The sequence below is a fragment of the Streptomyces sp. NPDC002787 genome, assembly GCF_053592095.1.
This window is the reverse complement of the sequence record NZ_JBSFVC010000030.1, coordinates 57,447-80,868: the sequence shown is the minus strand read 5'-3', so window position 1 is coordinate 80,868 and position 23,422 is coordinate 57,447. Positions and strand designations below refer to the sequence as shown.

Here is a 23,422-nt window from a genome sequence, read left to right as displayed (position 1 = left end):
GCTCACCTCAGCCCTTCAGACCGGACGTGGCCATGCCGTCGATCAGATAGCGCTGGAAGGCGAGGAAGAACGCGAGCACCGGCAGCAGGGCCACGAGCGACATCGCGATCATGCCGCCGTAGTTGGCCACGGCGTCCTGGTCCACGAACATCTTCAGGCCAAGTGAGACCGTGTACTTGTCGGGCTCGTTCAGATAGATCAGCGGACCCATGAAGTCGTTCCAGGCGTTGATGAAGGTGAAGATGGCACTGGTGATGAGCGCGGGCCGGCACAGCGGCAGCACGATCGACCAGTAGATCCGGAAGTGCCCGCAGCCGTCGAGCCGGGCCGCCTCGTCGAGCTCCTTGGGCAGGTTCCGCATGAACTGCACCATCAGGAAGACGAAGAACGCCTCCGTGGCCAGGTACTTCGGCAGCAGCAGCGGGGTGTACGTGTTGATCATGTCCATGTTACGGAACAGCACGTACTGCGGGATCAGCAGCACGTGGTACGGCAACAGGAGCGTGCCGATCATCAGCGTGAACAGCAGATTCCGGCCCGCGAACTTGATCTTCGCGAAGGCGTACGCCGTCAGCGAGCAGGACACCAGGATCCCGATCACCGAACCGAGCGCGAGCGTGAGCGAGTTGAGGAAGAAGGTGGAGATCGGAATGTCGGCGATGCCCTCGGTGAGGCGTGTGTAGTTGGAGATGATCGGGTCGCTCGGGAACAGGTCCAAGCTGCCGACGATGTCGTCACTGTTCTTGAACGAACCCCCCACGACCCAGATCACCGGATAGAGGATCACCGCGAGGATCAGCAGGGAACCGATGTGCCAGGCGAGGGAGCCGGGCAGCTTGCGCCGGAGGGCGCCCCCCTTCGTGGACCGGGCCGGGGCTGGGTTGATCTCGGTGGCCTGTGCGCTCATCAGGCACCCTCCTCGTAGTGCACCCAGCGCTTCTGGGACCAGAACAGCACTGCCGTCACCAGGGCGACCGCGACCAGCAGCACCCAGGCCATGGCGGAGGCCAGACCCATCCGGCTGTTCTCGAAACCCTGGACGTACAGATAACAGGTGTAGACCATCGAGCCGTCGGCCGGACCGCAGGCGCTGCCGCCGGCGCCGCCGCCGACGATGTAGGCCGAGCTGAAGATCTGGAAAGAGTGGATCGTCTCCAGCAGGACGTTGAAGAAGAGGACAGGGGAGATCATCGGCAGGGTGATGTTCCAGAACCGCCGGAACGTACCCGCCCCGTCGACCTCGGCCGCCTCGTACAGCTCGCGCGGGACCTGCTTGAGACCGGCGAGGAAGATCACCATCGGGGCACCGAACTGCCAGACGGTGAGCGCCACCAGGCTGTAGATGATCAGATCCGGGTCGCCGGTCCAGCCGCCGACGTCGATGCCGAAGATCTTCTGCGTACGGTCGACGATGGCGTCGTCCGAGAAGATCGCCTTCCACACGATGGCGATGGAGACGCTGGCCCCGATCAGCGACGGCGCGTAGAACGCGGCCCGGTAGAAGGCCTGTCCGCGCCGCTTCTGGGCCAGCAGCAGCGCCACACCGAGGGCCGCGATCAACTTGATCGGCGTACCGACGACGACGTACCAGAGGGTCACCCGCACCGAGTTCTGCCAGCGCGGATCGGCGAACATCTCAGAGAAGTTGTCGAGGCCGATCCACTTGGGCGCGTCGAACAGGTTGTAGTCGGTGAAGGCGAAGTAGAGCGAGGCGGCCATCGGGCCCGCTGTCAGCAGCAGGAACCCGGCGATCCACGGGGACATGAAGAGATAGCCGGCCAGGGTCTCCCGGCGGCCCCGCCGCTTGAGTGCGGCGGGGCGCGGAGACTTGGCCGGACGGTGCCGCGGCTCGGAGTCCTTGGTCAGGTCCTCCATCGCAGGGGCGTGTGTCACGGCGGTTCCCATCAGCTGCCGAGAGCCGTCTTCGACTCGGTGAAGAACTGCTTGACGGCGTCGTCGACCGACCGCTTCCCCAGGGCGAGTTCCTCGGCGATGCGCATGAACCCGGCTTCGCAGATGTCCGCGCCGTTCGGATGCGGGGTGATGGGCTCCAGGACGCCGGCGGCGACGAGGGACTCCTCGTACTCGGCGATGGCCTTGTTCACCGGGTCGGTCGGCTTGAACGCGTCGTACTGGGCCTGGGTCGCGGGAACACCTCGGTCGTAGCCCATGATCTCGGCGACCTCGGGCTCGTGCACCATGAAGTTGATGAACTGCGCGACTTCCTTGGGGTGCTGGGTGCGCTTGGACGCGCTGAGCATGAGGGAGCCAAGGTACTGGCCGGTCTTCTTGCCGTCCGTGGTCGGGATGGGGGCCAGACCGTACTCGCTCTTGCCCTCGGAGGTGTAGCGGACGGTGAAGTTGTCCCAGGTGAACTCACCGGCGGCGAGTTCCGCGGCGACCGCCGACTTGGGCTTGGTCTGGGCGACCTTCTTGGGGTCGGCGTAGATGCCCTCCTTGATGCCCTTCTCCGCCTTCGTCCACCACTCCTTCAGGTCCGCCTCGGTGAAGCCGAGTCCGTCCTCGGTGAAGAACGCCTTGCCGTTCTGGCGCAGATAAAGGTCGTAGAGGTACATGACGCCGTACATGCCGCTGTCGCCGGCCCGTCCCGCCTTGTCCCGGATCTTCTTCATCGCCGCGTCGAAGTCGTCCCAGGTCCAGCCCTGCTCCGGCTTCACACCGGACTTGGTGTAGACGGGCTTGTCGATCACGAGGGCCATGGAGTTGGAGCCGACCGGAACTCCGAGCAGCTTGCCGTCGATCTCGCCGAACTTCTCCAAGCCCGCTCTGAAGCCGTCCATGGAGAGGTTGCCCGCCTCGACCTGCGCGCCGAGATCGAGCAGCACATTCTTCGCATCGTATTTCCGCAGGAAGCCGATGGCATTCTGGAAGACGTCCGGGGGATTTCCACCGGAGGCCTGCGTGTTGAACTTCTTCCAGAAGTCGGGATAAACCTGGAAGTCCGTCTTCACCTTGATCTTCGGGTACTTCTTCTCGAAAAGCGCGATCGTCTTCTTGATGCGCTCCGCCCGGTCCTCCGCGCCCCACCACGCGTAACGGATCGTCACTGTCCCGTCGCCCGACGACCCACTGTCGCCGCCACAGGCCGTGGCCGTCGCCCCCAGCCCCGCGACGGCCAGTGAGGCTCCGGCCGCCTTGAGGACCGTCCGCCTCTCAACGTTCCTGTTTTGCTGCATGGTTGAGCCTCCCCGCGACGCTGCGTCCCGCGCCATGAATCGTTTCAAGTAAGCGCTTGCTGGCACAAGGTACGGAGACGCTCAGGAGACGTCAATGATTCGGACAGGAATTGATGGAAAGCCAAGGCGCCACCGCGCCGGGCGAACAGCCGCCGCAGGTGACGGCCGGTCAACTGAAAGCGCAGGTCGGGGAGTTGCGGTCGAGGGGCCGAACGCGATGGTGGCCGTCGAGCGACGAACGGACGAGGCTGAAAGGAGTCAGTGGGGCGACGTCGGCGATTCCCGCCGAACCGCTCCCGGAACGTGACGGGCCGGCCGAGCGCGAGTCGTCGAAACGATGTCGGTGAGGCATCGGAACCAGCCACGTACGGGCGGAGTCGGCAGCGCCGCGTCAGCCACAGATGCCGGGCGGTCGGACTTGTCCGACGGCCGGTCTCCCGGCAGACGCACGACCCCGGCGGCACCCCGCGCACTTCCTCGCGACCCACGACGAAAAACGACCCGGCCCACGTTTCCGTGGGCCGGGTCGCTATCGGCTGGTGGGCGATACTGGGTTCGAACCAGTGACCTCTTCGGTGTGAACGAAGCGCTCTCCCGCTGAGCTAATCGCCCGGACGCAGGAAGAACATTACCCCATGTCAGGGGATGCCCCCGACCACCTTCCCCGCCGCCTGCGCCACTCCGTCCGGGATCACTGTTCCTTGATCTTCCAGGGCATCTCGAAGCCGAACTTCCAGACATAGACACCGACGAGGACGGCCACGATCACGAGGCCGATCGTCGTCAGAATGATGTTCCGGCGCCGGACCTTCGGATCGAGAGCGCGCTGAGTGGCCTCGGTGACCTTCCGCTTGGTCCAGCGGAGCACCAGCTGGGCCCAGACAAATTCGGTCGCCCAGATCGCCATGCCGCCGAAGATCACGACCCAGCCGGGGCCGGGCAGCGGAAGCATGATCACACCCGCGACCACCACCGCGAGCCCGACGATGAAGATGGCCACCTGCCAGCTCAGGTGCAGCATCCGTCGCGCTTTGACGAATTCCGGCGCGCGAGATCCTAGCGGCGCTTCGTCCTTGGCCACATCGGCCTCACTGTTCGCTACGTTCGTGTCACTCTTCGTTCGATCGGCCGCCACGGCGACCTCCCCCGTTCCGTCACTCCCCGTGTCCATACGGCCAAACCCTACCGGAGAGAAACCGGTCACCGGAATGGCCGTACCGACAGAAGTCGGTCTCGGCCGGATGAGCTACCAAAAGCGACGCAAAACTCCCAGAGGGGTTTACAACGGCACCGTAGGTGGCATGTCGATTTCGCCGACGTGCGAATCCCCGAGCGCACACTGAGCGAAAGGCCTTGGCGCTTATGAACACCACGGTCAGCTGCGAGCTGCACCTGCGCCTCGTTGTGTCGAGCGAGTCCTCACTGCCTGTTCCCGCAGGACTGCGGTATGACACGGCCGATCCCTACGCCGTGCACGCCACCTTCCACACCGGAGCCGAGGAAACGGTCGAGTGGGTGTTCGCCCGCGACCTCCTCGCCGAGGGCCTGCACCGGCCCACCGGCACCGGCGACGTCCGTGTCTGGCCGTCCCGCAGCCACGGTCAGGGCGTCGTGTGCATCGCCCTGAGCTCTCCGGAGGGTGAGGCTCTCCTCGAGGCCCCGGCGCGGGCCCTGGAGTCCTTCCTGAAGCGCACAGACGCCGCCGTGCCGCCCGGCACGGAGCACCGGCACTTCGACCTCGATCAGGAGCTCTCGCACATTCTGGCGGAAAGCTAGGGCGAGGCCCCACAGAGCCGCCCGGCGCCGTCCACTCGGGGAGACGGCTCGGGCCAACACAACCGAATACGGCTCAGGCCGACCCACCGACGCCGTCGCGCGGTCCTCCGCGCGGCGGCGTCGCCGTGCCACGGCCCGCCGGAACGGGTCAGGGGCACCTAATCGGGCCCCTGACCCGTTCCGGTTCGTACAGGGGTGCTCCAGGCCGGTCCATGCCGGTCCGCCGCCCTGGCCGAGCCATTACCATCGGCCAGCATCGGCGGGCGCCCCGCCCGACCCTCGCAGGCCAGGGAGCGAAACGTGCTGATCACCCACGACACCCGGTGTGCCCTCGACACCGTGGTGGATCTGGTGAACACCGCGCCGGAGAACGACACGGCGCAGGACGGGCTAGGGGATGTCCCGTCGCTCGCCGACTTCGTACGCAACCACGAGGTCAGCGATGTCGGCGTGCTGTCGGAGTTCGACCTCTCGGCCGTGCGCACGATCCGCGGCCGGTTCGCCGAGGTCTTCGCGGCCCCGGACGCGGGCTCGGCCGCCTCGGTGATCAACGATCTGATCGCGGCGGCGGGCACCACGCCCCGGCTCACCGACCACGACGGCTACGACTGGCATGTGCACTACTTCGCGCCCGGCGCGTCCCTCGCCGACCACCTCGCGGCCGACTGCGGCATGGCGCTCGCCTTCTTCGTCGTCGCCGGCGAGCAGGAGCGGCTGCGCCGCTGCGAGGCGCCCGACTGCCGACGGGCCTTCGTCGACCTCTCCCGCAACCGCTCCCGCCGCTACTGCGACAGCCGCACCTGCGGCAACCGCCTGCATGTGGCCGCCTACCGGGCACGACGCAAGGAGGCGGCGGGCTGACAGCACGGCCGGAGCCGACGACGAGGACGGGGACCGGGACGAGGACGAAGACGAGACCGGGACGAATACCGGGACTGACGGAGCCCTCGACGGGTGACGTCAGGGGCTCCGTTTACGGCTCAGAGCATCAGCAGGTCGTGCAGTGACGCCATGAGCAGCAGGCAGCCGATCACCGCAAGGAAGATCATCAGCGGTGGCTGGGAGAGCGCGAAGAGACAACCTCGCCGCTCCTCCGGTGGGGCGACGGTGTCGCTCTGTGTTGTGTCCAGCATCTCGCCGCGATGATGACGCAGCGGGCACCCTCCGCGCGATCAACCAACCTGGAATGACGGAGAGTTCGCCAATATCCACAACGTCCGGAGCGAACGTGATCACTTCGGCGCCGCCGCCCGACCTTCTGTGTCGTTTCAGTCCGCGGGGCACTTGGACCCGTTGGATGCCGTGCGCGGCCCCCTCGATCAGATGCCGTGCTTCTTCAGGATCGCCTCGATGTCGCTGAAGTCGTCCGCGCCTGACGTCCCGGAACCCGACGCCCGGGGTGTGGCCGCCGGGCGGGCCGCCGGCCGTGCGCTCTGTCCCAGCGAGGGCGCCGAGGCGGCCGGGGCTATCGCCTCGGTACGCGAGGGCTTGGCCTCCTTGCGATCCTTGCCGGTGACTCCACGGCGCCGCTCCACGGCACGGGTGGTCATGAACAGGAACCAGGCGGCACCGAGCACACCGAAGCCGGCCCAAGCGGTCGGGCTGAACGCGGTGTCGGCCACCCACTCGACGACGCCGGTCATCACCAGCCCGAGGGGCACCAGTGAATAGGCGGCGATACGAGTCGCCCTGAGGAAACGCTTCCGATACGCCGTGATGGCGGCGACGCCCAGGCCTGCCGCGGAGACGGCGGCACACACTGTCTCGGCAATCATCCGGTCCTCCAGGCGGTACTCGGTCGGGCGGTCTCGTCCGTCCCTTCCATCCTGCACCGCCGCGCGTCCGATATGCCATGGTCCGGGGAGACCTCAGGGACATCTCCGGGTCGCCTCGGGGTCGGTCGCACGTCCGGGAAGCTGAAAGACTGATCCCCATGAGCGACTCCTCCCCCGTACCGTCCGCCGTCGTCCTGGACGTCTGGTGCGAACTCCAGTGTCCCGACTGCCGCAGCGCCCTCGGCGACATCCGCGCGCTGCGGGCCCGCTACGGCGACCGGCTCGACGTACGGCTGCGGCACTTCCCGCTGGAGAAGCACAAGCACGCCTTCGCCGCCGCGCAGGCCGCCGAGGAGGCCACGGAGCAGGGGCAGGCGTGGCCGTACGTCGAGGCCGTGCTCGGCAGGGTCGAGGAGCTGGACCGCGCGGGCGAGCCCTTCCTGGTCGAGGTGGCGCGTGAACTCGGTCTGGACGCCGAGGAGTTCGACACCGCGTTGATCGACGGCCGGCACATCCTGATCGTCGACGCCGACCAGGCCGAGGGCAAGGCGATCGGCGTGACCGGCACGCCCACCTACGTCATCGGCGGCGAACGCCTGGACGGCGGCAAGAGCCAGGCGGGGCTGCGTGAGCGGATCGAGGAGATCGCCGACCGGCTGCTGGCCGGGGACGCCTGACCGCCGTCGGCTGCCCGGCCGGGGGCGGCCGGGCGCCACGCGCCGCCCCCGGCCGTCAGAGCAGCGGCTTGGACAGGTGGTGGGCGGTCGTCTCGTAGCCGAGGGAGTCGTAGAGGCATTCGGCCCGGAAGTTGCCCGCGAAGACGTTGAGCGCGATGGCGGTCTTCCCCGCCGCCACCGCCTGGGCCTCGGCCAGCAGCATGAGCGTACGGCCGTGCCCCCTCCCCCTGTGAGCCGCGTCCGCCTCCACGTCGTACACCCAGGCGGTGTCGTCGGGAAGCCACAGCCACAGGGTGCCGACTCTCGTCCCCTCGTGTTCCAGCACGAGGCACAGGTTGTTCTCGGACGTCGGTCCCTGCGGCAGACACCGCTCGTAGTCGTCGACGGCCCTCCCGTACGCCTCCGCCTCGGGCACGCCACGGGTGATCAGGTCCTGTGCGTAGCCCTCCAGCCCGGCCTCCTTCCACGGCCCGTACTCGGCCTCGGTCATGGGCCGGCCCCGGCTGCCCTCGGGCAGTTCGGGCGGGGTGCCGTCGAGGGGCTTGCGCATGCTGCGGTTGCGCGGGACGTAGCCGAGGGCCTGGGTCAGTCGCAGGGCGGCCTCGGCGTCGGCCGGCACGGACGCCTCGATGCGGCGGCAGCCCCAGCCACGCGCGACCTCCTCGGCCGCCAGCGCGGCCACCGTGGCCCGGCCGCGCCGCCGGTCGGGCTCGTCGATCCGCAGATCCAGGATCCGGGCGGCCGAGGACCCGGGGTCGGGGCGCGTACCGAGGTGTATCTCGCCGACGGGACGGCTGTTCACGCACACCTGGTAGCGGCGCGAACGGGACCCGTCGGCGGCGTGCTGAAGCGGCTCGATGGGCCGCAGGGTGGTGGTCATCAGGGGTGTTCTACCCGCTTCGGACCACCGGGTCAGCTCAATATCCGAGGCTTTCAGGGATCGAGGTCGTCGCCGGACCGCTCGTCGAAGACCCGCATCGCCTTGGCCGTCACCGGGCCCGGCGTGGGCGACAGTTCGCGGGCGTCGACGCGGTGCACGGCCTGCACGTCGCGCAGGCTCGACGTCAGGAAGATCTCGTCGGCGCGCTCCAGGACGTCCAGCGGCAGGTCGGTCTCGCGGGCGCCCGTCCACTCGACGACGAGGGCCCGGGTGATGCCGGCGAGGCAGCCGGAGGCGACCGGCGGGGTGTGGATCTCGCCGTCGAGGACGACGAAGACGTTGGAGCCCGTGCCCTCGCAGAGCTGTCCCACGGTGTTGGCGAACAGCGCCTCGGTCGCGCCCTGTTCATGGGCACGGGCGAGGGCGACGACGTTCTCGGCGTACGAGGTGGTCTTCAGGCCGGTGAGGACGCCGCGCTCGTTGCGGGTCCACGGAACGGTGACCGCGGCGGTGGAGTCGGCGCGCCGGGCGGTCTCGCCGAGGGCGACGACGAGGGTCGGGCCGTGGTCGCCCCGGTCGGAGCCGAGCGGGGAGACACCGCCGGTGTAGGTGATGCGCAGCCGGCCGAGCGCCACCGGGCCCGCCTCCAGCACGGCGGAGCAGGCGCGGCGTACCTCGTCGAGGTCGGGCTCGGGCAGCCCGAGTCCGCGCGCCGAGCGGCTCAGCCGGTCGAGGTGACGGGTCAGTGCGAACGGCCGCCCGTCGACCGCCTTCACGGTCTCGAAGACGCCGTCGCCCACGGTCAGTCCGTGGTCGAGGACGGAGACACGGGCGGAGTCGATCTCCTGCAGGCCGCCGTCGAGCCAGATCTTCACGTAAGGGTCCTCCCACTCGCCTCGTACGTCCCCGACGCTACCGCGAGCAGTCGGGCGGCCTTGAGCTCGGTCTCCACCCACTCCGCCTCGGGGTCCGACCCCCAGGTGATGCCCGCGCCCGTACCGAAGCGAAGCTCGCCCGCGGCCCGGTCGATCCAGAAGGTGCGGATGCCGACGGCCAGCTCTCCGGTGCCCCGGTCGGCGTCGACCCAGCCGATGCCGCCGGTGTACGGGCCGCGCGGGGCGGCCTCCAGGGCGTCGATGATCCGCAGGGCGCTGGACTTGGGCGCGCCGGTGACGGAGCCGGGCGGGAAGGCGGCGGCGAGCAGTTCCGGCCAGCCGGCCCCGTCCCGCAGTTCACCGCGCACCATCGAGACCAGGTGCACCAGTCCCGGGTGCTTCTCGACGACGCACAGCTCGGGCACGGTCACGGAGCCGGTGGCGCAGACCTGCCCGATGTCGTTGCGGACCAGGTCGACGATCATCACGTTCTCGGCGTAGTCCTTCTCCAGGAGATCCGCCTCGGTGCGTCCGGTGCCCTTGATCGGGCCCGACTCGACGACCCGGCCGTCGCGGCGCAGGAACAGTTCGGGGGACGCGGTGGCGATCTCGACGCCGCGCACCGGCAGGCGAATCGTTCCTGCGAACGGCGCCGGATTGCCGCGTGCCAGCAGCGCGGTCAGCGCGTCCACGTCGGCGTCCGGCGCGACGGGCGCGGACAGCACCCGGCAGAGGTTCGCCTGGTACACCTCGCCGGCGGCGATGTGCTCACGTATCCGGCGTACTCCCGCCGTGTACGCGGCGCGGTCGAGGGACGACGTCCAGTCACCGGCACTCGGGCCGTGCCACTCCCCCGGTACCGGGGCGGGTGCCGGCTCGCGACGTACGTCACTGAAGCGCGCGCACACCAGACCGCCCTCGTAGTCCGCGCACACGGCCCAGAAGCCGGACGAGTCCAGGGCGGCGGCATCGCTGGTCACATCGGTGAGACCGGTGGCCACGAGGTCGCCGAAGCGGGCGAGCGGAGGAAGGTCGAGCACGCAGTCGAGTCTAGGACGGGTGCCCCGTGGGCGGGCCCGGCCGGGTCGCGGACCGGACGCACCGCAGCACGCTGCACAAACGCGTTTTTGTACTGGCCCCGGAATCCGCTAGAGTTCAACTCGTCGCCGGGACGCGGAAGCGGACTGGAAACGACACGCGGACGTAGCTCAGTTGGTAGAGCGCAACCTTGCCAAGGTTGAGGTCGCCAGTTCGAACCTGGTCGTCCGCTCGCAGGAAAGTGGGGGATCTTCCCGAGCCCCACACTCCTGGTGGAGTGGCCGAGAGGCGAGGCAACGGCCTGCAAAGCCGTCTACACGGGTTCAAATCCCGTCTCCACCTCCAAGGACGATTAGCTCAGCGGGAGAGCGCTTCCCTGACACGGAAGAGGTCACTGGTTCAATCCCAGTATCGTCCACTGAGGCCCCAGGGCTTCTGGAGCCGTAAGGCTTCGACTCGCGCGATTAGCTCAGCGGGAGAGCGCTTCCCTGACACGGAAGAGGTCACTGGTTCAATCCCAGTATCGCGCACGCAAGATCCACAGCCCCGGGCTGTGATCCCGAGGACGATTAGCTCAGCGGGAGAGCGCTTCCCTGACACGGAAGAGGTCACTGGTTCAATCCCAGTATCGTCCACACACCCCGAGCCCCCGGCCGTCTCGTACGGCCGGGGGCTTCGTCGTACGTGTGGCGCGACCGGCGCCACACGCGCGGCTCAGCTGGAGAACAGCATGTGGCCGAAGCCGCGATTGTGGTGACCGTGGCCACCGTGGTGCCCACCATGGTGACCACCGTGCGGGGCACCCCAGGCAGGGGCGTTGTGGCCGCCTCCCGCCGGGTACTGCGGGGCGGCCGGCGGAGGCGGAACGGCCGGGCCGCCGGCCCACTGGCCCTCCAGGCGGGTCAGGGCCTCCAGCTCGCCGTAGTCGAGGAAGATCCCGCGGCAGCCGCTGCACTGCTCGATCTGGACGCCATTGCGGTTGTAGGTGTGCATCGGCGCATGGCACTTCGGACACTGCATGTGCATGGTTCGGCTCAACTCCTCGCCGTTCGGTGCTGCTTCGCGTTACGCCAGGACAGACACTGTCCGGCTGCGGTCGGTTGCACCCTACTTCGGGAAAGCCCCCACCAACTCCGGCGGGATGCCTCCTATTCGGTCACATGCGTCCACAACGGACTGTTGCGCGTCATCGAGAGGGCGGCCGGCCACCGTGGACTTCGCGATCGCCAGGGCAGCCGTCTGCACGGTGAGTGCGCGGGCCGGTACCTCCAGTACGGGCCAGGGGTCGCCGTGCGCGGGAACTGCCGGGCCGCCGGCCTGCTGGTAGGCGGTGAGGAAGCGGATCCATTCGTCAGGCTGGAGAAGGCCGCAGGCGTACCAGGCGGCCGGGCGGGCGAGGTCCCACGCGGGGACGCCCACGCCGAGGTCGTCGACGTCTATCAGCCGCCAGGGGCCGGTCGTGGCCGGGTGGCGGACCAGTTGGCCGAGGTGCAGGTCGCCGTGGCAGAGGGTGGTCGAGTCGGGCATGGGCGCCTCGGCTCTGGCCCAGGCGGGGAGGGTGCGCCAGGCGCGGAGGACGGTGGCGGCGGCGGGGTGGTGGGGCGCGGTGGTGCCGAGGCGGGCGATGGCTCGGGCCGCCTTGGCCGGGCCTCGCATCGGAGGCAGGCCGGCGGGTGCGGGCTGCTGGTGGAGGCGGGCCAGGAGGGTGGCCGCCTCTTCCCAGGGGGCGTGCTCCGGGGCTTCGGGGTCGACCGGGGTGCCGTACGGCCAGAACGTGACGAGGCGCCCGTGGAGGGGGGTCGGGGTGGGGTGGAGGGGGGCGAGGAAGGTGTCCGGGTCGGTGGCGGCGACGGTCAGACGGAGGGTCAGGTGGGTGGGATCCGTATCGGGGGCGTGGGCCTTGGCGACGGTGTCGGCGTGGCGGACGACCGTGCCGTCCGCGCGTTCCGCGAGGACCGTGTCGGGGTGGGAGCAGGGGGCGGACGCGGGGTGGGCCGTGCTTCGTACCTTGGCCTTGAGGGCCGGGAGTACGGCTGCGTCGGCGGTGGCGGTCATGGGTCCCCCTGCGTGGTCGTACGGCGCCGAGCTCGAGCCTACGCGGACCGGGGCCGTGCGCTGGGGCCGGCCGGGGAGGTTCCACTGCTCGGCGGTTGCGAGGCGCCGGTTCGGGCGCAAAAAGACAACGCCCGCGCAGCTCCCCAGCTGCGCGGGCGTTTATTTGCCGTCCGCCGCACCCCCGTCCCCACGGGGTTTCATGGGTGGATGTCCCCGCCCGGACCGCTCTTCCGGGCCTGGGGTCGCCGCTCAGCGCCCCAGCATCACACCCACGGACGACGCTTGTGTGACCACTGCATCCCAGCCACCGAAGGCGTACACGAGCAGGGCCGCCAGGGGGAGGACCATCGCGGTCGCCACCAAGGGGTGACGACGGCCCGGACGGCGGTCGGCGGTGAACGCCCTGCGCTCCCGTGTGCGGATCTCGGTCCGCGGTGCCGTGTAGGCCATGGTCCCTCCTCCTGACTGTTCTCGTCGGTCTTGCTCTTGTTGGCAGCGGCGGGTGTCTGACCTCGGGGGACGAGTGCTGCACCCGCCGCTTGACCTCAAATCTAGGCGTGTGGCGCGTCTGGGTCGTCATGCCCTCGTACCGCTTGCCGGGCCTCCCCGAGGATGAGCGATGACCTGCGACGTACTCCCCAGGGTGGAGACGAGGTCCTAGGTCTCGGGGTCTTCCCGGAGGGGACGCCCGGTCTGCCCCTTCTGCTACGGGTTGCGCTCCGACCCGTCCTCGCGGGGAACCGGCTGTTCCACCAGCGCCAGCACGCGGTTCGCCATGAACCTTGCCGTTCGTACCACGGAGCCGTTTCGGGTGACTTCGCTCACTTCCACGACACCTCGCCTTACCGCCGTCTCCACCCGGCGGCCGGCCCTGCTCGCGATCACCTCGTAGGTGCGCGTCGTGTCCCCGGCATCCACGACTATCTCCACACGGTCACCCTTCACGGGTTCAATCCCCCTTCGGTGGTGGGCGGTTGGGATCACAGGTGGCCCAACACCTGCCCGAACTGCTGTTCCCTGACCACCCTTCAAGTCTCCCACCCGGCACTGACAATCGATCGGGTCGTGAGGGCGCGGCCTCTGCGCACGCCCGGCCGTGGAAACGTAAGCTGTGGCTCGTCAGACGGAACGGGCAGCGGGGATGAACATGGCGATGATGCGCCTGAGGCGCGAGGACCCGCGCGTCGTCGGCTCGTTCAGGATCCACAGACGGCTCGGCGCGGGCGGGATGGGCGTTGTCTACCTGGGCTCCGACCGGCGTGGACAGCGAGTCGCGCTGAAGGTGATCCGGCCGGATCTGGCGGAGGATCAGGAGTTCAGATCGCGGTTCGCGCGCGAGGTGTCGGCCGCGCGGCGGATCAGGGGCGGATGCACGGCCCGGCTGGTGGCCGCCGACCTGGAGGCGGAGCGGCCGTGGTTCGCCACGCAGTACGTGCCGGGGCCCTCGCTGCACGACAAGGTCGCCGAGGAGGGGCCCATGTCGGCCGCCGACGTGGCCGCCGTCGGTGCCGCCCTCTCCGAGGGTCTGGTGGCCGTCCACGAGGCCGGTGTCGTACACCGTGATCTGAAGCCGTCCAACATCCTGCTGTCCCCGAAGGGGCCGCGGATCATCGACTTCGGTATCGCGTGGGCGACCGGGGCCTCGACCCTGACCCATGTCGGTACGGCCGTGGGTTCGCCCGGCTTCCTCGCGCCCGAACAGGTGCGCGGGGCCACCGTCACGCCGGCGACGGACGTCTTCTCCCTGGGGGCCACGCTCGCCTACGCGGCGACCTCCGACTCGCCCTTCGGACACGGCAGTTCGGAGGTCATGCTCTACCGGGTGGTGCACGAGGAGGCGCAGCTGCGCGGAGTGCCCGACGCGCTCGCCCCGCTCGTCCGCGCCTGTCTGGCGAAGGACCCGGAGGAGCGGCCCAGCACGCTGCAGCTGTCGCTGCGGCTCAAGGAGATCGCCGCCCGTGAGGCGCAGGGGCTGTCGGACGTCCGGCCGCCCGCGCCGCGTACGGATCAGGACCGGCCCTCCGGGCGGCTCGCGGAGCAGTACGTCGAGCAGCGCACCTTGCGGCAGCCGCCGGAGACCCGTGGGACACAGCCGGGCAGGTCGGGGGCGCCGGGTACGCCGCTGCCCCGAAACGGTTCCCGTACGGGCGGGGCCGGTGCGCGGACCGGCGGTGGCTCACGGCCCGGTGCGCGGCCCGCGCCGTCTCGCAACACCACCGGATCCGGGAAGCGGCCCGCGCCGCGCGGGGGTGCGGGGCGGCCGGGGCCGCGGACCAACGGGACGGGGCGGCGGCCCGCCAATCCTCGGCTGTTGCGGCAGCGGCTTGTGGTGTTCGTCGTGGTGACGCTGCTCGCGGCACTCGGCATCGCTACGGCGCAGGGGTGTCAGGGTCCCTCGCGGGGGCTCGGTGGGGACGGGGGCCCCCGGCAGGAGCGGTCGTTCGTGGAGTTGGACGGCGGCTGACGGTCGGCCGGTGACAAGGACGTCGAGAGGCAGAGCTCGGGACTGCGGCTCGGTTTTTCGCCGCGGGTTCGACGGGGCTCGTCGCACGGTTCCCGGTGCCTCTGACAGGCCGGCCCCTTTCAGAGGTGTGGGCGTCCCGTCGCCACCGCGTAGAAGGCGACCGCTGCCGCCGCGCCCACGTTGAGGGAGTCGACGCCGTGGGCCATGGGGATGCGGACCCATTCGTCGGCGGACATGAGGGCCTTGGTGGAGAGGCCGTCGCCCTCGGCGCCGAGCATGAGGGCCACGCGGTCCATGCGGTGCGGGGCGGCCTCGTCGAGCGGCTTCGCCTTCTCGTCCGGGGTGAGGGCGAGCAGGGTGAAGCCGGCGTCGCGGACCGCGTCGAGGCCCTTGGGCCAGGTCTCCAGACGGGCGTACGGGACCGAGAAGACCGCGCCCATGGAGACCTTGACGCTGCGGCGGTAGAGCGGGTCGGCGCAGTCCGGGGAGAGCAGGACCGCGTCCATGCCGAGGGCGGCGGCCGAGCGGAAGATCGCGCCGATGTTGGTGTGGTCGTTGACCGACTCCATGATCACGACCCGGCGGGCGGCGCCCAGGAGTTGGTCCGCCGTCGGCAGGGGCTTGCGCTGCATGGAGGCGAGGGCGCCGCGGTGCACGTGATAGCCGGTGACCTGTTCGGCGAGTTCCGGGCTGACCGCGTAGACGGGGGCCGGGAGTTCGTCGATGACGTCGCGCATGACGTCGACCCACTTGGCGGAGAGCAGCATCGAGCGCATCTCGTAGCCGGCTTCCTTGGCCCGTCGGATGACCTTCTCGCCCTCGGCGATGAACAGGCCCTCGGCGGGTTCGCGCCTGCGGCGCAGCTCCACGTCGGTCAGGCCGGTGTAGTCGCGCAGGCGCGGGTCGTCGGGGTCCTCAACGGTGATGAGATCGGCCACAGGGTGATACTGCCTTGTCCTGGGTGTGGTGCCAACGGCTTGGGACGGGTTGTGTTACCCGTGGTTACGGTGTGGGATCCGGCGCCCCCGAACGGAATCAGGCGTTCGCCCCGGGACCCACCTTCACGACGTCGCCGATGACGATGACCGCCGGCGGCTTGACCTCCTGTGTACGCACGACGTCGGCGACCGTGGCGAGGGTGGCGTCGACCCGGCGCTGGGCCGCCGTGGTGCCCTCCTGGATCAGGGCGAGCGGGGTGTCGGGGGACTTGCCGTTCGCCACCAGGGTCTCGGCGATGCGGCCGATCTTGTCGACGCCCATGAGGATCACGAGCGTGCCGGTCAGCCGGGCGAGGGCGGGCCAGTCGACCAGGGAGCGCTCGTCGTCGGGGGCCACATGGCCGCTGACCACGGTGAACTCGTGGGCGACGCCCCGGTGGGTGACCGGGATGCCGGCCGCGCTCGGAACGGAGATCGAGCTGGAGATGCCGGGAACGACCGTGCAGGGGATGCCGGCTTCGGCGAGCGCGTGCAGTTCCTCCATGCCACGGCCGAAGACATACGGGTCGCCGCCCTTGAGTCGCACGACCGACTTGCCCTGCTTCGCGTGCTCGATCAGCGCGTTGTTGATCGCCTCCTGGGCCATGAAACGGCCGTACGGGATCTTCGCCGCGTCGATCACCTCGACGTGCGGCGGGAGTTCGGCGAGGAGGTCGCGCGGGCCGAGGCGGTCGGCGATGACGACGTCGGCCTGGGCGAGGAGGCGGCGGCCGCGCACGGTGATCAGGTCCGGGTCGCCGGGGCCGCCGCCGACGAGGGCGACGCCGGGGGCGCGGGTGCGGTGGTGGGGGGCGACGAGGGTGCCGTCGCGCAGGCCCTCGACGACCGCGTCGCGGATGGCGGCGGTGTGGCGGGGGTCGCGCCCCTGGGCGTTGGCCGTGAGGACGGCGACCGTGACGCCCTCGCTGTGGCCCGTCGCCGGGGTCCAGGCGGTGGCCTCCTCGGCGTTGTCGGAGCGGACGCACCAGATGCGGTGCCGTTCCGCCTCGGCCGACGCGCGTGCGTTCGCCTCCGGGTCGCCGGTGGCGATCAGGACGTACCAGGCCTCGGCGAGGTCGCCTTCCGCGTACCTGCGCTTCTCCCAGGTCAGCTCGCCCGCGTCGGCCATCGCCTCCACGGAGGGGGTGGCCGACGGGGAGACGAGGAGGATGTCGGCGCCGGCCGCGATGAGGGCGGGGAGGCGGCGTTGGGCGACCTGGCCGCCGCCGATGACGACCACTCGGCGGCCGGTGAGGCGGAGGCCTACGGGGTAGGCGGGGTGTTCGGCCATGAGGGTGCGGCTCCCTGCGGGGCTTTGTGCGGGTGAGGTGCGCTGCGACTCTGGAGCGCCTCTGACGTGCGGAATTCTAGAGTGCGGGTCGGATGGGCGGCTTGCTGGTCCAGTGGCTGAGCGCCGTTGCCGACTGAACGTCCGTGGGCGGTTGTGCCCACCCTCCCCACTCTCGGCTTCGCTCGAGCGGGAGGTGCCCCCGTCGTCCCTGCGGAACGACTGCCCACAACCGCGCCCGGGTCACCAGGCACCCCGCGCCCCCTCGCCTACTTCTCGGTCACCCCCGCCGAATCGAACGTCGCCACCTCGTGCATCGCTCTTGCCGCGCTCTGGACGACCGGGAGGGCGAGCAGGGCGCCGGTGCCCTCGCCGAGGCGGAGGTCGAGGTCGACCAGGGGACGGAGGCCCAGCTTCTGGAGGGCTGCCACGTGGCCCGGCTCGGCGCTGCGGTGCCCGGCGATGCACGCGGCGAGGACCTCGGGGGCGATGGCGCGGGCCACCAGGGCGGCGGCGCCGGCGCTGACGCCGTCGAGGATGACCGGCGTACGGAGGGAGGCGCCGCCCAGCAGGAGGCCGACGATGGCGGCGTGTTCGAAGCCGCCGATCGCGGCCAGGACGCCGATGGGGTCGGCCGGGTCCGGCTGGTGGAGCTCGATGGCTCGGCGGACGACCTCCGTCTTGCGGGCGAGGGTCTCGTCGTTGATGCCGGTGCCCCGGCCGGTGACCTCGGCGGGGTCGGCGCCCGTGAACACGGCGATCAGGGCGGCGGACGCCGTGGTGTTGGCGATGCCCATCTCGCCCGTGAGGAGGGCCTTGTTGCCGGCCGCCACCAGGTCGCGGGCCGTCTCGATGCCCACCTCGATGGCCTGCTTGGCCTCCTCGCGGGTCATCGCAGGACCGGTGGTCATGTCGGACGTGCCGGCGCGGACCTTGCGCGGCAGCAGACCCGGGGTCGCGGGGAGGTCGGCGGCCACGCCGACGTCCACGACGCAGACCTCGGCGCCGACCTGGGTGGCGAAGGCGTTGCAGACCGCTCCCCCGCCGAGGAAGTTGGCGACCATCTGGGCCGTCACCTCCTGCGGCCAGGGGGTGACGCCCTGGGCGTGGACGCCGTGGTCACCCGCGAAGATCGCGACCGCCGCGGGCTCCGGGATCGGCGGCGGGCACTGGCGGGACAGCCCGGACAGCTGGGCGGAGATGATCTCCAGCATGCCGAGCGCGCCGGCCGGCTTGGTCATGCGCTTCTGGCGCTCCCAGGCCTCGCCGAGCGCCTTGGCGTCCAGCGGGCGGATACCGGCGACGGTCTCGGCCAGCAGGTCGTGCGGCTCGGCCCCGGGCAGGGCGCGGCGGCCGTACGTCTCCTCGTGGACGACCCAGGACAGCGGGCGGCGCTTGGCCCAGCCCGCCTGCATCAGCTCGGGCTCCTCCGGGAACTCGTCGACGTACCCGACGCACAGGTACGCCACGACCTCCAGGTGCTCAGGCAGGCCGAGGGCGCGGACCATCTCGCGCTCGTCGAAGAAGCTGACCCAGCCGACGCCGAGGCCCTCGGCGCGGGCCGCGAGCCAGAGGTTCTCGACCGCGAGCGCGGAGGAATACGGCGCCATCTGCGGCTGGGTGTGGCGGCCCAGGGTGTGGCGGCCGCCCCGGGTCGGGTCGGCGGTGACGACGATGTTCACCGGGGTGTCGAGGATGGCCTCGATCTTCAGTTCCTTGAACTGCTTCGCCCGCCCCTTGGGCAGCGACTTCGCGTACGCCTCGCGCTGGCGCTGGGCGAGTTCGTGCATCGTGCGGCGGGTCTCGGCCGAGCGGATGACGACGAAGTCCCAGGGCTGCGAGTGGCCGACGGAGGGCGCCGTGTGGGCGGCCTCCAGGACACGGAGCAACACGTCGTGCGGGATCGGGTCGCCGCGGAAGCCGTTGCGGATGTCACGGCGCTCGCGCATGACCTTGAGGACGGCATCGCGCTCGGCGTCGTCGTAGGGGGGCGCGGCCGGGCCCGTGGGCCGCCGTACTTCGTCCCGGACGTCTTCGGGTGCTTCTTCCACCGGGGCCGCGCTCTCTTCGGCTGCTGCTACTGCTTCCACCGCTGCTGTTTCGCTGTCTTCCTGATCGGCGGCCCTGGTGTCCAGGTCCTCCGCGTTCTGGACGACCTCGGGGTCCGCGTCGGCCGCCGCCGGCGGACGCGGTACGACGATCGTCTCGGCCTCGGAGCCCCGGGGCGCGGGGACGGTGGCGACGGGCTCGGCCGGCGCCTCCGGCTCCGGTGCCTCCTCGGCGGCCTCTGCCTGTCCTTCGGCCGCCGGGAACTCGGCGGCGACAGGGGTCCGCTGATCGTCCGCGGCCACCGTCATCCCCTGGGGCGGGGCGGGGGCGGCGTGCGGGGCGGTCGGGACCGAGCCGTCCACGGGCACGAACTGGCCCAGTGGCTGGTCGGTCTCGGCCTCGGGCTCGGTCCGGGGCTCTTCGGGTGCGTCCGCGAGCGGGGCGTCAGCGGACGGCTCGGCCAGGCTCTGGACGACGGCACCCTGAGGGGCGTCGATCTGGGAGGGCACGGGCGCCGGGGCCTCGGTGACGGGGGGTGCCACGGCTGCGGGGTTCCCGGCCTCGGGGTCCACGGCTGCCGGATCGGCGGGTGCCGCCGGTGCCGAGGCCTCGCCGGTCAGCTGGCCGGCGGGCGTCGGCTCCTGGGCGGTGTCCGCGCTGTCGGCCCGCTCGTCCGCCGCGTTCACCTCGGTGACCTGGGCTTCGACGCCGGCCTCGGCCACGGGCGGCTGTGCGCCCTCCGGCTGGGAGGTGGGGTCGGTGTCCTGCTCCCCCGCGGCCTGGTCCTGCTCCTGGTCCTGCTCCTGGTTTGTCGCGTCAGCGGCGGGCGCGACCGGCTCGGTGACCTGCGGGCCCTGGGCGGCGGACTGCGGCTCCGGCTGGGCGGCCTCCAGGGGCTGGGCCTCCTCGGCGACGGCCTCGGGCTGCGCGGCCTCCGCCACCGGGGCCTCCGGCGTCTGGGCCTCGCCCGGCCCGGCCTCCGTCGGCTGCGGTGCCTCGGCGACCGGCGCCTCCGCCGACTCCTGCGCGGCTTGCGCGGGCTCGGTGTCCTGCGGGGGGTCCGGTACGGCGTCGGCGGCCGGCTCGGCAGGGGACGCGGCAACGCTCTCGCCGGCCGGCGCGGCGGTCGCGAGCTGGGGGTCCGTGACGCCGGTGGCAGCCTGCTCGTCGGTCACAGCGGTCGGCGACTGTTCCTCGGCGGCGGCCCCGGCCTCCTCGGCGGCGGCGGCGGCCACCTGCTCGGCGTCCTCCACCGCGGACGGCGCCTCGGCCTGCGCCGGCACTACGGTCTCGGTCTCGGTCCCGGTCCCGGTCCCGGTCCCGGTCTGCGGCAGCGTGCCCGGCTCGGCGGCCGGGGGCGGCACGTCGGCCTCGACGGTCTGGGCCGGTACGGACGCGTCGGCGGGCTCCGCGCCCTGCTCGGGCTCCTGCGGTACCTGGGGGCCCTCCTGGGCCTCGGCGACCACCTGGGCCGGGACCGGCTCGGGGCCCTGGGCGGCCGGAGGGAAGGGCGTCGCGTCCGGCACCTGCGCGGCCGGGGCGCCGGGCGCGACCTCCCCGGGGGCCTGCGCCTCGGGGGCCCGCACCACGGGGGCCTGCACCTCAGGAGCTTGCGCGTCGGGTGTCGTTTCCACGGGCTCGGGGTCCTGCGGTGTCTCGGTCTGCGGAGCCTGCGCGGCCTCCACGACGGCCGCGACCTCGGCGGGCTCGGGCGTCGCGGGGGGCTCCGCAGCCGCCTCCGGGGCCGGGGTCTGGTCCGGGTCCGGGGCTTCAGCCGTCTCCGGAGCCTGTGTCTGGACAGCAGCCTGCGCATCGCCCGACACCTGCGCCTCCGCCGGGGCCTGAACCGGCGCTTCGACCGCCTCCGGAGCCTCGGCCTCTACGGCAGCCGGAGTCTCAGCGGCCCCCGGAGCCTCGGCCTGCTCGACGGCGGGAGCCTCGGCTGCCTCCGGGGCCTCAGGCTCGACGGCGGCCGGGGCCTCGGCCGCCTCCGGGGTCTGCAGCTGGGCGGCGATCGGGGTCCCCACGGCTTCCGGGCTCCGGAACTGGGCGGCCGCCGCTTCCTGGGCCAGGGCGTAGGCGGCATCCTGGGCCTGGTGGAGGGCCTCCAGGTCCTGGATCTCCTCCGGTGCCGCGACCTGCGGAGCCTCCGCTGCGAGGGACGCCTCCGCGACGGCCACGGAAACCTGCTCCTCCTGCGGAACGACCGTTTCTGCAGCCGTGCCCTCGGCGGCCACTGCCGGTGCGGGCGCGGTCTGAGCCGGTGCGCCGACCCACTGCGACACGGGCTGCGGGGGCACGTCGAGGTACTCGGGCCCGGTGGTGGGCGGGCCGGACGGGCGTGCGGCGCTGGGCGGGACGGGAGCGCCCGCCGGACCGCGGTCGGCGAGAGAGCGGACCGGGCTGGCGGAGGCGTCGGGGGTGGGCGGGCCGAGGTGCAGCGGGCGGCGGGCCACCGGCGGCTGCGGGACGGGGGTCGCCACGGGAGTGCGGACGGCGCTGAGGTCGTGCGAGCCGCTGTCCCGGCCGGACATCTCGTGCGGGCCCGGCTCGTGGACGACCTGGACGACGGGCTCGGGGGCGGGCGGCGGCATTTCGTTGCCCCACGCGCCCTGGGCGCCCGGAAGCAGAAGGTCTTCGTCCTCGGCGGCGGTCTCGGAGAGGTAGGTGTACGCACCCGGCGCAGGGACGCCCGGCTGCTCCACCGTGCCTGCGCTCTCCGGCTGTCCCTCGCCCGGGACCTGGCCGGTGTCGGTCATGCGTACCCCTCGCCCATCGGTTAGTGCCTCCATGCCAGCTGGCCCGGGACGGCGCACCTACCGCCCCACTGTGGAGAACGAGCGTGCGTGCCCAGCGGCACGTGACGACCCGCCTGCATGTCGACAAAGCCATTGAATGGCCATTGTCGCGGTCGTCCCCCCGTCGCGACAGCTTGATCCGCGACGGTCCGCTGTGGACTGCGCCACGTTGCGCGTCCTCCCCGTTCCGCCGTACCACACACACCCTCAAATCGGGCGCGTTTTTAGGACATTGACCGACGAAGTGCCGGGTGTCCACATGCGGTACGACGGTCGGCCAGCCTACCGCGCCGGTACGACAACCGGATCACAGGGAACGTTCGGGCAAGGTCCCGCTGAGCAGGAAGGCGACACTTCGTTCCCGCTCCGTCCACACCCTTGTATCGAGTTCGACGGACTGCACGAAGTCGCACTTGACCTCGTATCCGTGCTCGGTCAGGTCCCGTCCGACGCGCTCGGCGGCGGGGCGGGTCAGGGCGTGGGTGACGATGCGCTGCGGGCGGCGGTCGGCGACGGCGGAGACCACCGCCGCTCCCCCGCCGCCGACGCGTACGACGTCGGGTTCGGGCAGGTTCTCCAGGATGTGCGGGGCGGCGCCGTGCACCACTTGGAGCTGGACGCCGAAGCGGCGGGCGGCGAAGGTCGTACGGCCGCAGGCCTCGGGGTCGCGGTCGACGGCGATGACGGCGGCGCCGCAGCGGGCGGCCTCGGTGGCGAAGGCGCCGCTGCCGGAGCCGATGTCCCACACCAGGTCGCCCACGCGTGGTCCCAGGAGGGCGAGTTGGGAGGAGCGCAGCAGTTCGGCCTCGCCCTCGCCCATGGCGCCGCCGTAGACGTCGGAGGGCAGGGCCCAGCCGCGCGGTCCGGTGCCGGGGGCGCGGCCGGCGAGCCAGCCGCCGCCCTCGCCCGCGGTGACGGGACCGCCGATGACGATGACGAGGTTGGGGTCGCGCCAGGTGTGGTCGACGGCCTTGTCGGAGGTGACGACGGTGACGCGTTCGCGTGCGGTGCCGAGTTCCTCGCAGATGACGAAGGTGCGGTGAACTCCGTCGAGGAGGAGGCCGAGTTCGGCGGGTCCGGCGCCGGGTGAGGTGAGGACGGCGACCTTGGTGTGGGCGCGGCAGACGTTCACCGCGCGGCGCAGCGTACGGCCGTTGGCGACGACCACCTGTGCGTCGTCCCAGGGCATGCCCGCGCGGGCGAAGGCGGCGGCCACGGCGGAGACGCCGGGGACGACCTCGACCTCCAGGCCGAACTCGGGGGACCTGAGGGTGCGGACGACTCCGAAGAAGCCCGGGTCGCCGTCGGCGAAGACGACGGCGGTGCCTCGGTGGGCGGCGATGCGGCGGGCGGCGAGGGCGACGCTGCCGAGCCGGATGCGTTCGGCGGCCGGGGGCACTTCGGGCAGCGCCAGATGGTGGGCCGCGCCGGCGACCAGTGTGGCGGCGGCGAGGGCGGAGCGCGCCGCGGCGGTCAGGGGGGAGCCGTCCCAGCCGATCACCGTGACCCGGTCGGCCATCGTCGTCAGTCTCCAGAGGGTCTTCGCAGGTCGTCGGGATTGCCCGCTCGGGGT

The 23,422-nt window shown here is 71.4% G+C and carries 21 protein-coding genes and 6 tRNA genes; 9 read left to right on the top strand and 18 right to left on the bottom strand.

Annotated features, from left to right (window positions below; all coding sequences use genetic code 11):
- Nucleotides 1-7 precede the first annotated feature (7 nt).
- The 5 genes from ACWD26_RS34555 to ACWD26_RS34535 form a co-directional block, all read right to left on the bottom strand.
- The gene (locus ACWD26_RS34555) at nucleotides 8-907 is read right to left on the bottom strand and encodes a carbohydrate ABC transporter permease (protein WP_451276004.1); all 900 of its coding nucleotides are present in this window, start codon (nucleotides 905-907) and stop codon (nucleotides 8-10) included.
- The gene (locus ACWD26_RS34550; protein ID WP_451276002.1) at nucleotides 907-1,905 is read right to left on the bottom strand and encodes a carbohydrate ABC transporter permease; all 999 of its coding nucleotides are present in this window, start codon (nucleotides 1,903-1,905) and stop codon (nucleotides 907-909) included. The genes ACWD26_RS34555 and ACWD26_RS34550 overlap by 1 nt, the downstream gene beginning before the upstream one ends.
- Nucleotides 1,905-3,197, bottom strand: coding sequence for an ABC transporter substrate-binding protein (locus tag ACWD26_RS34545; RefSeq protein ID WP_451276000.1), 1,293 nt, complete (start codon nucleotides 3,195-3,197; stop codon nucleotides 1,905-1,907). The genes ACWD26_RS34550 and ACWD26_RS34545 overlap by 1 nt, the downstream gene beginning before the upstream one ends.
- Before the next feature lie 537 nt (nucleotides 3,198-3,734).
- Nucleotides 3,735-3,809, bottom strand: a tRNA-Val gene (locus ACWD26_RS34540).
- Nucleotides 3,810-3,888: 79 nt separating this feature from the next.
- The gene (locus ACWD26_RS34535; RefSeq protein ID WP_451275998.1) at nucleotides 3,889-4,368 is read right to left on the bottom strand and encodes a TIGR02611 family protein; all 480 of its coding nucleotides are present in this window, start codon (nucleotides 4,366-4,368) and stop codon (nucleotides 3,889-3,891) included.
- A 191-nt stretch (nucleotides 4,369-4,559) separates the two neighbouring features.
- Between ACWD26_RS34535 and ACWD26_RS34530 the strand changes: the two genes are divergently transcribed.
- Together ACWD26_RS34530 and ACWD26_RS34525 are read left to right on the top strand one after the other, a co-directional pair.
- Nucleotides 4,560-4,973 (top strand): SsgA family sporulation/cell division regulator, encoded by a 414-nt coding sequence (locus tag ACWD26_RS34530; RefSeq protein WP_004002642.1) that lies wholly within the window; start codon nucleotides 4,560-4,562, stop codon nucleotides 4,971-4,973.
- A 300-nt stretch (nucleotides 4,974-5,273) separates the two neighbouring features.
- On the top strand, nucleotides 5,274-5,834 hold the full coding sequence (locus ACWD26_RS34525) for a CGNR zinc finger domain-containing protein (protein WP_451275996.1): 561 nt from the start codon (nucleotides 5,274-5,276) through the stop codon (nucleotides 5,832-5,834).
- Nucleotides 5,835-5,953: 119 nt separating this feature from the next.
- Here ACWD26_RS34525 and ACWD26_RS34520 read toward each other — a convergent pair whose 3' ends face one another.
- Together ACWD26_RS34520 and ACWD26_RS34515 are read right to left on the bottom strand one after the other, a co-directional pair.
- Complete coding sequence (locus tag ACWD26_RS34520; RefSeq protein WP_013004980.1) at nucleotides 5,954-6,106, bottom strand: hypothetical protein; 153 nt, start codon at nucleotides 6,104-6,106, stop codon at nucleotides 5,954-5,956.
- 186 nt (nucleotides 6,107-6,292) lie between these two features.
- Nucleotides 6,293-6,748: a hypothetical protein gene (locus ACWD26_RS34515; protein WP_451275994.1), complete on the bottom strand. Its 456-nt coding sequence runs from the start codon at nucleotides 6,746-6,748 to the stop codon at nucleotides 6,293-6,295.
- Nucleotides 6,749-6,906: 158 nt separating this feature from the next.
- Here ACWD26_RS34515 and ACWD26_RS34510 point away from each other — a divergent pair, with 158 nt between their 5' ends.
- Nucleotides 6,907-7,425, top strand: a complete 519-nt coding sequence (locus tag ACWD26_RS34510; RefSeq protein WP_451275993.1) for a DsbA family protein — start codon at nucleotides 6,907-6,909, stop codon at nucleotides 7,423-7,425.
- 55 nt (nucleotides 7,426-7,480) lie between these two features.
- Here ACWD26_RS34510 and ACWD26_RS34505 read toward each other — a convergent pair whose 3' ends face one another.
- From ACWD26_RS34505 to ACWD26_RS34495, 3 genes are read right to left on the bottom strand one after another with little or no spacing between them, the layout of a single operon-like run.
- Complete coding sequence (locus tag ACWD26_RS34505) at nucleotides 7,481-8,305, bottom strand: GNAT family N-acetyltransferase (protein WP_451275991.1); 825 nt, start codon at nucleotides 8,303-8,305, stop codon at nucleotides 7,481-7,483.
- 53 nt (nucleotides 8,306-8,358) lie between these two features.
- Nucleotides 8,359-9,180: an aminotransferase class IV gene (locus ACWD26_RS34500; RefSeq protein ID WP_451275989.1), complete on the bottom strand. Its 822-nt coding sequence runs from the start codon at nucleotides 9,178-9,180 to the stop codon at nucleotides 8,359-8,361.
- The gene (locus tag ACWD26_RS34495) at nucleotides 9,177-10,220 is read right to left on the bottom strand and encodes a chorismate-binding protein (RefSeq protein ID WP_451275987.1); all 1,044 of its coding nucleotides are present in this window, start codon (nucleotides 10,218-10,220) and stop codon (nucleotides 9,177-9,179) included. Before ACWD26_RS34495 ends, ACWD26_RS34500 begins: the two co-directional genes overlap by 4 nt.
- A 157-nt stretch (nucleotides 10,221-10,377) precedes the next feature.
- Between ACWD26_RS34495 and ACWD26_RS34490 the strand changes: the two genes are divergently transcribed.
- The 5 genes from ACWD26_RS34490 (at nucleotide 10,378) to ACWD26_RS34470 (ending at nucleotide 10,853) form a co-directional block, all read left to right on the top strand.
- Nucleotides 10,378-10,450, top strand: a tRNA-Gly gene (locus tag ACWD26_RS34490).
- Nucleotides 10,451-10,489: 39 nt separating this feature from the next.
- Nucleotides 10,490-10,563, top strand: a tRNA-Cys gene (locus ACWD26_RS34485).
- A gap of 1 nt (nucleotide 10,564) precedes the next feature.
- A tRNA-Val gene (locus ACWD26_RS34480) sits at nucleotides 10,565-10,636 on the top strand.
- 40 nt (nucleotides 10,637-10,676) lie between these two features.
- Nucleotides 10,677-10,748, top strand: a tRNA-Val gene (locus ACWD26_RS34475).
- 33 nt (nucleotides 10,749-10,781) lie between these two features.
- Nucleotides 10,782-10,853: transfer RNA gene (locus ACWD26_RS34470), tRNA-Val, on the top strand.
- A gap of 79 nt (nucleotides 10,854-10,932) precedes the next feature.
- On the opposite strand, the gene ACWD26_RS34465 is transcribed toward ACWD26_RS34470, so the two are convergent.
- The 4 genes from ACWD26_RS34465 to ACWD26_RS34450 all read right to left on the bottom strand — a co-directional run bounded on the left by ACWD26_RS34465 (nucleotide 10,933) and on the right by ACWD26_RS34450 (nucleotide 13,218).
- Entirely contained in the window at nucleotides 10,933-11,238 is a 306-nt protein-coding gene (locus ACWD26_RS34465) for a TFIIB-type zinc ribbon-containing protein (RefSeq protein WP_451276060.1), read from the bottom strand.
- An 87-nt stretch (nucleotides 11,239-11,325) separates the two neighbouring features.
- On the bottom strand, nucleotides 11,326-12,273 hold the full coding sequence (locus ACWD26_RS34460; RefSeq protein ID WP_451275985.1) for a phosphotransferase family protein: 948 nt from the start codon (nucleotides 12,271-12,273) through the stop codon (nucleotides 11,326-11,328).
- 249 nt (nucleotides 12,274-12,522) lie between these two features.
- Nucleotides 12,523-12,723: a hypothetical protein gene (locus ACWD26_RS34455; RefSeq protein WP_451275984.1), complete on the bottom strand. Its 201-nt coding sequence runs from the start codon at nucleotides 12,721-12,723 to the stop codon at nucleotides 12,523-12,525.
- Between the two features lie 255 nt (nucleotides 12,724-12,978).
- Nucleotides 12,979-13,218: a hypothetical protein gene (locus ACWD26_RS34450; protein ID WP_257547483.1), complete on the bottom strand. Its 240-nt coding sequence runs from the start codon at nucleotides 13,216-13,218 to the stop codon at nucleotides 12,979-12,981.
- Nucleotides 13,219-13,414: 196 nt separating this feature from the next.
- Here ACWD26_RS34450 and ACWD26_RS34445 point away from each other — a divergent pair, with 196 nt between their 5' ends.
- A complete protein-coding gene (locus ACWD26_RS34445; protein ID WP_451276058.1) occupies nucleotides 13,415-14,737 on the top strand; it encodes a serine/threonine-protein kinase in 1,323 nt (440 codons plus the stop codon).
- A gap of 119 nt (nucleotides 14,738-14,856) precedes the next feature.
- On the opposite strand, the gene ACWD26_RS34440 is transcribed toward ACWD26_RS34445, so the two are convergent.
- From ACWD26_RS34440 to cbiE, 4 genes are all read right to left on the bottom strand, one after another.
- Nucleotides 14,857-15,675: a TrmH family RNA methyltransferase gene (locus ACWD26_RS34440; protein ID WP_451275982.1), complete on the bottom strand. Its 819-nt coding sequence runs from the start codon at nucleotides 15,673-15,675 to the stop codon at nucleotides 14,857-14,859.
- Nucleotides 15,676-15,772: 97 nt separating this feature from the next.
- Nucleotides 15,773-17,005, bottom strand: a complete 1,233-nt coding sequence (gene cobA / locus ACWD26_RS34435; RefSeq protein ID WP_451275980.1) for a uroporphyrinogen-III C-methyltransferase — start codon at nucleotides 17,003-17,005, stop codon at nucleotides 15,773-15,775.
- Between the two features lie 266 nt (nucleotides 17,006-17,271).
- Entirely contained in the window at nucleotides 17,272-21,810 is a 4,539-nt protein-coding gene (gene cobT, locus ACWD26_RS34430) for a nicotinate-nucleotide--dimethylbenzimidazole phosphoribosyltransferase (RefSeq protein WP_451275978.1), read from the bottom strand.
- A 346-nt stretch (nucleotides 21,811-22,156) separates the two neighbouring features.
- Nucleotides 22,157-23,368, bottom strand: a complete 1,212-nt coding sequence (gene cbiE, locus ACWD26_RS34425) for a precorrin-6y C5,15-methyltransferase (decarboxylating) subunit CbiE (protein ID WP_451275977.1) — start codon at nucleotides 23,366-23,368, stop codon at nucleotides 22,157-22,159.
- Between the last annotated feature and the right edge of the window lie 54 nt (nucleotides 23,369-23,422).